This window comes from Vibrio sp. R11-SG3-ISO3-SZ (genome assembly GCF_059834345.1).
Genome location: NZ_JCBDGX010000030.1, coordinates 26,727 through 35,451, shown reverse-complemented (window position 1 = coordinate 35,451; position 8,725 = coordinate 26,727). Strand labels below are relative to the sequence as shown.

8 protein-coding genes are annotated in these 8,725 nt (G+C 49.2%); 5 read left to right on the top strand and 3 right to left on the bottom strand.

Annotated elements, in window-relative coordinates:
- Window positions 1–610: 610 nt before the first annotated feature.
- The gene (gltS, locus tag AC6R1O_RS04220; RefSeq protein ID WP_500630216.1) at window positions 611–1,837 is read left to right on the top strand and encodes a sodium/glutamate symporter; all 1,227 of its coding nucleotides are present in this window, start codon (window positions 611–613) and stop codon (window positions 1,835–1,837) included.
- Window positions 1,838–1,897: 60 nt separating this feature from the next.
- On the opposite strand, the gene AC6R1O_RS04215 is transcribed toward gltS, so the two are convergent.
- Window positions 1,898–2,635: a flagellar brake protein gene (locus tag AC6R1O_RS04215; protein WP_500626801.1), complete on the bottom strand. Its 738-nt coding sequence runs from the start codon at window positions 2,633–2,635 to the stop codon at window positions 1,898–1,900.
- Window positions 2,636–2,805: 170 nt separating this feature from the next.
- On the opposite strand from AC6R1O_RS04215, the gene AC6R1O_RS04210 reads away from it, so the two are divergent.
- The 4 genes from AC6R1O_RS04210 (at window position 2,806) to AC6R1O_RS04195 (ending at window position 5,965) form a co-directional block, all read left to right on the top strand.
- Window positions 2,806–3,084, top strand: coding sequence for a GNAT family N-acetyltransferase (locus tag AC6R1O_RS04210; protein ID WP_500630215.1), 279 nt, complete (start codon window positions 2,806–2,808; stop codon window positions 3,082–3,084).
- A 129-nt stretch (window positions 3,085–3,213) separates the two neighbouring features.
- Complete coding sequence (locus AC6R1O_RS04205; RefSeq protein WP_500632813.1) at window positions 3,214–4,392, top strand: MFS transporter; 1,179 nt, start codon at window positions 3,214–3,216, stop codon at window positions 4,390–4,392.
- 46 nt (window positions 4,393–4,438) lie between these two features.
- Entirely contained in the window at window positions 4,439–5,404 is a 966-nt protein-coding gene (locus tag AC6R1O_RS04200; RefSeq protein ID WP_500630264.1) for a succinylglutamate desuccinylase/aspartoacylase family protein, read from the top strand.
- A gap of 87 nt (window positions 5,405–5,491) precedes the next feature.
- Window positions 5,492–5,965, top strand: a complete 474-nt coding sequence (locus AC6R1O_RS04195; protein ID WP_487902941.1) for a peroxiredoxin — start codon at window positions 5,492–5,494, stop codon at window positions 5,963–5,965.
- 54 nt (window positions 5,966–6,019) lie between these two features.
- Here the strand turns inward: AC6R1O_RS04195 and norR are convergent, their stop codons facing one another.
- On the bottom strand, window positions 6,020–7,558 hold the full coding sequence (gene norR / locus AC6R1O_RS04190; protein WP_500630263.1) for a nitric oxide reductase transcriptional regulator NorR: 1,539 nt from the start codon (window positions 7,556–7,558) through the stop codon (window positions 6,020–6,022).
- Between the two features lie 80 nt (window positions 7,559–7,638).
- Window positions 7,639–8,631, bottom strand: coding sequence for a helix-turn-helix domain-containing protein (locus AC6R1O_RS04185; protein WP_500626797.1), 993 nt, complete (start codon window positions 8,629–8,631; stop codon window positions 7,639–7,641).
- Window positions 8,632–8,725 lie beyond the last annotated feature (94 nt).

The following is an 8,725-nucleotide window of genomic DNA, read 5'->3' as shown; positions in this document are numbered from 1 at the left end:
CGCCCATCGCTAACCCTTTTAAAAATGTAGAAAAATAGCTCATTGTTTATGGTCACTTATTCTGTGTGGCGAGAGTATAACGCCTAAGGCGTTGGAGTTAAATTATCGCGCTATGTATAGCGCTGACTATGTGGAAAAAACATCAATAGCCACCATTGATAAAATTAAATATAAGAGATCAGTTTCTTATTGAAATGCACATTGTTTGCATTATGCAATTGCACTTTGCAAAAATGCAATCAAAGCCTGACAAGAAGTGCGATATAACAGGCTAAAACGGCCAATATAAACTTGGCATGCATCATGCATTTATATTATTGACCCTTCTTAAGCCGAGGGTCACCTAGCCAACTGACGTTGTTAGTGAATGAATTTTGTTCACAATACATATAAGCCAAGCGCACGATTGCGGTTGGCTCTTTTTTTGCCTTTTTTCCGGAAAAACTCGACAAATCCCCACTTTTTTCTCCATAATGGCCGCTTTTATTGCACAAAGACGGTAGTTTTTACGACCGATTGTCAGTCGATATCGTCTTTATCCAGTTGTTTCACTAGAGGAAAAGTACCCACGTCATTAAGGAAGATGGCATAGCAACGTCAAAGAGGTGATATGAATCCAATAATCTCCGTTGGGCCATTAGAGTCGTTCTTAGTCGCAATCAGTGTGTTGTTTCTCGGCCAGTTTATCAATGCTCGTCTTCCTATCTTGCAGCGTTTTAATATCCCTGAACCCATTGTAGGCGGGCTTGTGGTGGCGCTCATCATTACCGTGCTGCATTTCAACCACGTCGATGTGACCTTCTCTTTACCGCTGCAAAAAATCTTCATGTTGATGTTTTTTGCCACCGTCGGCCTAGCGGCCAACTATACCCAATTGATGAAAGGTGGGGCGAAGGTCTTTTTGTTTCTTGCGATCGCCTCATTTTACATCGTGATTCAAAATGGCGTAGGCATCTCTTTGGCCACCGCGCTTGGTCTTGATCCTCTTATGGGGCTTATCGCCGGTTCGATAACCTTGTCGGGTGGACATGGCACAGGGGCGGCTTGGTCGCAAACCTTCTCCGAAAGCTTTGGACTACCGAACACTTTAGAAATCGCGATGGCGTCAGCAACGTTTGGTTTGATCATTGGTGGCATTATTGGCAGTCCTGTGGCTCAGAAGCTGATTAATAAACACCAGGTTGAATCTCAATATGGCTGTGGCGGCCACACACACGAGAAGTTTCCTGATCTTGTCACCTATAACGAGTACGAAGAGGACAAGGTCAACGCGAAAAAAGTGGTGGAAGTGCTCTTTATCTTACTGCTTTGTGTGACGGGGGCTAAATACCTAGAGCAGTGGGTCAGCGAGTTGGCGATCTCTTGGTTGATGATTCCCGATTTTGTTTATGCGTTGTTTATCGGTGTGTTTATCACCAATATTCTCGAAGTCACCAAAACTCACAAAGTGGACACCGAAACCGTCGATATCCTAGGGACTGTATCGTTGTCGCTGTTTTTGGCGATGGCGCTGATGAGCTTAAAGTTGTGGAACATCTTTGATTTGGCGCTGCCGTTTTTGCTGATTTTAGCCGTGCAATCGGTGATTCTCGGCCTGTTTGCTTATTTCGTGACGTTCAAGGTGATGGGAGCAAACTACGATGCGGCAGTGATTGCTGGCGGCCATTGTGGTTTTGGGCTCGGCGCGACCCCAACCGCTGTCATGAATATGGGCTCGTTGGTCAATAAATTTGGCCCATCCCCTCAGGCCTTTATGGTTGTGCCGATTGTTGGCGCGTTTTTTATCGATATTGTCAATTTGGTCATTCTGCAAGGCTATATCAGTTTTATCCGTTAGTGGAATGAGCCTATAAAAAAGACCCAGCCGTGTTATAACGCTGGGTCTTTTTTAATTGTTTTATCTCAAGGTGAGCTTGGTGCCGTCGAACTTCAGTTTACCGAGCAGGTTTTTCGCGTTTTCTGCCCCTAATTCAGTAAAGGCAACACCATATCGAGAGTAATGGTGTGATCGCTGAAGATTGCAGATCTTGCCAAACAAAGGCTGAAATTCAACCCCTTTACCACTTTGCACCATCACATTTAGAGATACTTCTTCTCCGACTTGGAATGAACGGCTCAGTGGCGCGGTAATGAATCGGCAACCGCCTTTGGAGAGATCGCGAATTTCACCGTCCAGCCGATGGGACTGTGCAATCACTTTGACCGCGAGGTTGACATCGTAGCGTGGCTCTTTTCGAAGTTGGGTGACCTCCATGGTCTGTGGTATGGAAAGCGCAACCATAGGCACAGGGGACACCATGACGTGCAGGAGTTGTGAGCGGAAGTGGATCAGCGCTCCTTCGCCACGGGGTGAAATGGCTCTCACTGTCGCCCAAAATCCTTCTTGGAAGAAATAGTCAAGGTCATCGTCGGAGACCTTGGGTAACTCGGCTAACACATAGTTATCAGAGTGCGAACCGATGAACGCGGTTTTACAGCGAAATGTCGTGCCCACTGGAGTCGTGATGCCGATGGTTAATTCTCCACCATGCTCAACCATGGCTAGAGCGTCCGAGCTCTTAATTATGGATTTATTTTTGTCTTTGATTTTCGAACCCGAATGTCGTTGTTGTTTTAACACTGCCTGAGATGTCATCTAGCCTCCTGCTTGCCGCTTTTTAGTTGTTTTTGCGGTCAGCATCATATTTTTTCGAAAATCATGTCAGAATGTTTCCGAGAGTCTTAGATTTTATTCACGCTTGAAGGATTGTTCAAACATCTATTTGCGGTAAAATTATGAGCCAAGTAGCATTTTTAAGAGTAATTATGCAGGAAAAACTGATTTTCGATGAGTCGAACTGTCAAATTCGTGTTCACCTTGAAGGGGAAGAGTACGCACTAGTTCGTTACCATAAAGTGGCAGACGTCTATCACATTACGTCAACGAAAGTGCCTGATGCGCTGCAAGGGCGAGGTTATGGCAAGGTTATGATGGAAGCGATCCTTCCCCTGTTTGAGGAGCGAAAGCTAAAAATTCACCCAGTCTGCAGCTACGTTGTCCACTACCTTGAGCGTCACCCTGAGTGGCAACATTTAGTGGCGTGAGATGTTAATCGGTTTTGATTCTCGCCATATAGTCAGTATCAATGTACTGACCTTGGCGAGGTGCGGGACTGGTAAAGTCGCCAGTTTGCGATTAATGTAACACTTCTTTCACATCAACATGTACGGCTTATGAATCGCTCTGCCTCTTGGAAAACCCCACAAAACTTTCTGCTGCTCATTTCTATCGTTGTGCCCATCGCTTTTTCAAGCTGGATGGCACTGTTAAACAACTTTGTGATCGAGAAGGCCAATTTCGATGGTGCAGACATCGGCCTATTGCAAAGTGTGCGTGAGATACCGGGTTTCTTAGCGTTTACCGCAGTGTTTGTTTTGCTGTTTGTCCGTGAGCAAAAGTTCATGTTGATCTCTTTAGTGGCGTTAACACTGGGCACCGCGATTACGGGGTTCTTCCCCTCCCTATTTGGCCTATTGATGACCACGTTACTGATGTCGACCGGCTTTCACTATTTTGAAACTCTAAAACAGTCGCTCTCCCTGCAATGGTTAAATAAAGACGAAGCGCCAGAAATGCTCGGCAAGCTGATATCGGTTGGCGCGCTTGCCTCTCTGGTTACCTACGGCGCGCTTTGGCTGTGTTTGGAAGTGTTCGCGATGGAGTTTAAATGGGTGTACCTGCTGTTTGGCGGCGTTGGGCTGGTGTTGGTCGCTTGGATGGCGTTCGCGTTTCCTCAATTTGAAGCACAAACCCCGCAAAATAAGAAGTTGGTGCTGCGCAAACGCTATTGGCTCTATTACGCATTGACGTTTATGAGTGGCGCTCGTCGCCAAATCTTCACCGTTTTTGCCGGCTTTCTGATGGTGGAGAAGTTTGGCTACTCGGCGGCCGATATTACCATGCTGTTTTTGATCAACTACCTGTTTAACTTCCTATTTGCTAAGCGTATTGGTCGCTTTATTGGCCATGTGGGCGAGCGCAAAGCCTTGATGTTTGAATACGTCGGCTTGATTGGCGTGTTTGTCGGCTACGCCTTAGTGCAAAGCGCAGAGTGGGCCGCCGCTTTGTACGTGATTGATCATCTCTTTTTTGCTTTGGCATTGGCGATAAAAACCTATCTGCAGAAAATTGCTGACCCTGCTGATATGGCTTCAACTGCGGGCGTCTCCTTTACGATTAACCATATTGCTGCAGTTGTCATTCCAGTGACCTTTGGCTTTATTTGGCTTGTCTCTCCCGCTGCGGTGTTTTACATCGGTGCGGCGATGGCAGGGGTATCACTACTGTTATCTTTAAACATTCCCGCCAAGCCTGAAGAAGGGAATGAAGTCCGACTATTAAGATGGAGCTAGCGCTGTGAAACAAGAGGCGACCTCACTCAACCAAAATATCGTTCCTATGTATCCGACGTTGAAAGCGTTGGATGTCGATGCGCTGGCGCCCGGCGAGCACAAACTGTGGTTTGCGGTGGCGACTGACGCGGTGGGCCACGCTCAAACTTTACCCGTTAGAGTGTTCAAAGGTGAGCAAGCGGGCAAGCGCGTCATGATCACGGCGGGCGTTCACGGTGATGAACAAAATGGCATCTTGACTGCTCAAAGTTTGGCAAGAGCCTTAGTGGGCAAAAAGTTAGCCGGCACGGTGACCATAGTGCCAACGGTCAACCTCTCGGGTATCGAGCGCCACAGTCGCGACTTTCACTCCGCCGCGCCAGACAGCTCTTCTGCTAACCTTAACCGCCTGTTTCCCGGCAGTGCGGAGGGGGACGATGCCAGTCGCTATGCCTTCAGCTTGTGGGAGAACTTGCTCAAACCCAATGCAGATCTGGCGATTGATCTGCATTCGCAAACCAGCGGCTCAGCGTATCCTTTGTATGTGTTTGCCGACTATCGCTTGGAAGAAGCCATTGCGATGGCAAGACTCGTCAATCCTGATGTCATTCTTGATGATCCCGGTGACCCGGGTATTTTGGAAACCGTCTACAACCGCGCGGGGATCCCATCCATTACGATTGAAGTGGGTGTGGGGCGTTACACCGACATCGACATGGTTGGAAGAGCGACGCAAGGCGTGCTCAACATTTTGCGCGCCTATGAGATGTTGGATGAACCCGTATCACGCAGCGAAACTCCCTGTGTTGAAGGGAAAAAGATCGTCAGTATTCGCGCCAACCAGGGCGGATTTGTCCTGTGTCACGTGCCTTTGCTGGCCAAAGTTGAAGTCGGTCAGTCGCTGGCGACACAATATGACAGTTTTGGCGATGTGGTGGATGAATACGTCGCGCCAGTCTCGGGGACGGTGATCAGCCACAATGTTGAAGCGGTTCGTGCGCCGGGATCACTTGTCGTGCGCTTGATTTGCTGAGGGTGCAATACCCTTAGTATCTACCCGTGGTTAATCTGGCTATTCACCGCTATGATGAGTAAAACCCATGACATAGGAAACGTCACCATGATAGAGATCGGCCAAACTATTCCAGAAGCGGTACTGAGTGAGCTTACGAGCGATGGAATGGTGTCACACTCAACTTCTGAACTATTCGCAGGTAAAAAGGTGGTTCTGTTTGCAGTACCTGGTGCCTTTACTCCCACCTGCTCTGAAGCGCACCTTCCCGGTTACGTTGTGCTCGCAGACAAGATCAAAGCGCAAGGCGTTGACTTGATTGCTTGTGTCTCCGTGAATGATGCCTTTGTGATGCACGCATGGGGCGAAGCACAAAACGCCACCGAAATTATGATGCTGGGCGATGGTGATGCAAGCTTCACCAAAGCGTTAGGGCTTGAGAAAGACACCGCTTCATTCGGTGGTCTGCGTTCACAACGCTATGCAATGGTGATCGACAATGGCGTTGTCACCCAACTCAACGTTGAAGAGCCAAGCAAGTTTGAGGTAAGCAGCGCTGAAGCAATTCTCGACACACTGTAATCAACGCCGTTATTGAACGATGGCCCGCATTGCGGGCCATTTTTTACACGCCTTTCATTTCCCCTGCACCATCACCCCAAGCTTTTTGCCCATCCGATACAAATTTCCGCGATCCATTTGAAGAAACTCGGCTGCTTTTGACCAAGTGCCGTTGGCGACGTCAAGCGCATGAACAATCAGATCTTTTTGATAGGCCTCGACAAGCTCGCGCATTGGCTGGCTCTCTTTGGGTAAAAAGTGCGGTTGTGATGCGGTGTTGTAGGTGGTTAGCCCAGTGTCAAAGTGGCTCGGTTGAATAATATGTTGCTGCTGCTGAATGCAGCGCAGGGCCGCTCGCGTGAGGGTGTGTTCTAGCTCTCGGACGTTTCCTGGCCAGGTCTGTTTTTCCAGCAAGAGAATGGATTTGGGATGCAGGTGCAAATTAGGAATGTGGAACTGGTTGCGAACCTTCTCCAACAAATACCCCGCTAGCACCGCAATATCACCTTCGCGTTTGCGAAGCGGAGGAACGTCAATAGGAAAAACGTTCAAGCGGTGGAATAGATCGGCGCGAAACTGACCCGTCTTGACCGCCTTGTCCAGATCGCGATTGGTGGCGGCGATGATGCGCACATTGACCAGCAAACGTTGATCGCTGCCGACGCGTTGCACTTCACCTTGCTGGAGCACTCGTAATAGTTTGGCTTGCAGCGTTAATGATAATTCTCCGACCTCATCGAGAAACAGCGTGCCACCATCGGCCAGTTCAAATTTTCCCGCTCGGTGCTGACTGGCTCCGGTATAAGCGCCTTTGACATGACCAAACAATTCGCTTTCAGCCAATCCTTCTGGCAAGGCGGCGCAGTTGACGTAAATCATCGGTTTGTCAGCGCGATGACTTTGCGCGTGGACACTGTGCGCCACCAACTCTTTACCCACCCCCGTTTCTCCGGTGATCAACACAGCGTAGTCCGACTGCGCCACGGTTGAGATGTTGGTTTTCAGTTGGCGTATTTGGGGGCTAATGCCCATCATCTCACCCGTCTGCGATCGTGCTTGCTGGATGAGCGTCTGCGTCACCGACTTCTGTTTCTGATTTTGCGCTTTGAGCGCATTCATCTGCGAGATATTGCGTAGTGTCGCTGCCGCAAGCGCGGCAAAGGTTTCAACCGTGACAACATCGATGCTGTCAAACGCGCCGACTGTGAGTGAATCTAAAGTTAAGATGCCAACCAATTGCCCCTCCACATACAAGCTGCACCCCATGCAGTCATGGACATCCAAATCATTCTCTGCGCTGAGCATGATGCCGCTGAACGGGTCGGGTAACTCACATTGAGCATCAAAACGCACCGGGGAGGTGCTTTGCATGATGGCTTGAAGTCTGGGGTGGTTTTTCGGATAGAAACGGCGACCAAAGATGCTCGCCGCAATGCCTTTTACCGCGACGGGTGTCAGCAGCCCATCCTGATCGAGAATGAACAGCGCACTCGCATCACAGGGAAAGACACGGTCAACACCGTCAATTAAGACTTGATATTGACGTTCACTGTTTTGGCTAGAACTGAGGTTAAGGGCAATATCGAGTAAAACGCGATTGAGTTTATCTTGCATGGTTGTCATTTTGTCATATCGGCATGCAGGAAGTGTAGCACTGCGATGTTGTTTTAACATCAACAATGTCATTGGGTTGTTTAGCCCAGTTTAAACTTCTCCCGATACTGCTGAGGAGACACGCCGACTAAACGACGGAAGTGGTGGCGCAGCGTGACGGCGCTGTCGAACCCCGATTGTTGGGCAAGTTGCTCAATGCTTAGCGGCTCGGTTTCCAATAACCCTTTGGCGCGTTCGATGCGCTGCTTGATCAGCCAGGCTTTAGGGGAGAGGTTGAAGCTTGAGCGAAACTTTCTATCAAACGTGCGCCGCGACATATTGGCGTGGCTTGCCCATTCGTCGACGCTGATGGCTTGACTGAGGTGTTCATTCGCCCACTCAACGGCGTTGGAAAACGAGCTCGGCACTTTGAGCATGGGCGTTTCGACATATTGTGCTTGTCCGCCGGTGCGATGTGATGAGACAACCAAGCGCTTTGCGACTTGGTTGGCGATTTGGTAACCAAAATCTTCGCGTATGATCGCCAGTCCTAAATCGAGCGCAGAAGCGCTGCCAGCGGCGCAGCCTATTTGCCCCTCCAACACATACAGCACGTCCGATTGATAGTCCACATCGGGAAATTGTTCACGAAACTTGCTCTCGTACATCCAATGCGTGGTGGCTTTTCTACCGGCGAGCAGCCCTAATCTGGCCAGCAAAAATGAGCCAGAGCAAAGAGACAGCACTCGCTTACCTGCGTTAACAAAACGCGTTACTTCTTTCGCAATCAGCGGTGGGATGGTGTCATCCCCTGTTGGCCAACCGGGAATGATCAAGGTGTCAAACGGCTCAAGCGAGCTTGCTGATTCAGTGACCAAGGTCATGTTACCTGTGGTCTGAATTGGCGCGTCTTCCAGTGTGATGACTTGGGTATCGTACCACTCTTTGAATTCCGGTCTTGGCAGGGCAAACAGTTCAACCGCGCAGGAGAGCTCAAATAAAGTCACGTGCTGATGGGCCAATATTGCAACGCGCACTGTTTTGGTCTGATGTGCGTAGGGTTTTGCAGTGAATCCCTGTTTGTCGGTGCTCATTATTTACCTCCAGCTGAATGCAGCTTTTGGCTTATTATTAACGAACGTTGGCTTTTAAGCCAGTGGCGAGGTCGATAATTTGTGCGGATAATGG

What these genes read in the sequence shown, in the direction of transcription:
- norR (WP_500630263.1), bottom strand. Translation starts at nt 7,558, where the DNA reads ATGCAAGATAAACTCAATCGCGTTTTACTCGATATTGCCCTTAACCTC.
- AC6R1O_RS04200 (WP_500630264.1), top strand. Translation starts at nt 4,439, where the DNA reads ATGTATCCGACGTTGAAAGCGTTGGATGTCGATGCGCTGGCGCCCGGC.
- AC6R1O_RS04210 (WP_500630215.1), top strand. Translation starts at nt 2,806, where the DNA reads ATGCAGGAAAAACTGATTTTCGATGAGTCGAACTGTCAAATTCGTGTT.
- AC6R1O_RS04205 (WP_500632813.1), top strand. Translation starts at nt 3,214, where the DNA reads ATGAATCGCTCTGCCTCTTGGAAAACCCCACAAAACTTTCTGCTGCTC.
- AC6R1O_RS04195 (WP_487902941.1), top strand. Translation starts at nt 5,492, where the DNA reads ATGATAGAGATCGGCCAAACTATTCCAGAAGCGGTACTGAGTGAGCTT.
- gltS (WP_500630216.1), top strand. Translation starts at nt 611, where the DNA reads ATGAATCCAATAATCTCCGTTGGGCCATTAGAGTCGTTCTTAGTCGCA.
- AC6R1O_RS04185 (WP_500626797.1), bottom strand. Translation starts at nt 8,631, where the DNA reads ATGAGCACCGACAAACAGGGATTCACTGCAAAACCCTACGCACATCAG.
- AC6R1O_RS04215 (WP_500626801.1), bottom strand. Translation starts at nt 2,635, where the DNA reads ATGACATCTCAGGCAGTGTTAAAACAACAACGACATTCGGGTTCGAAA.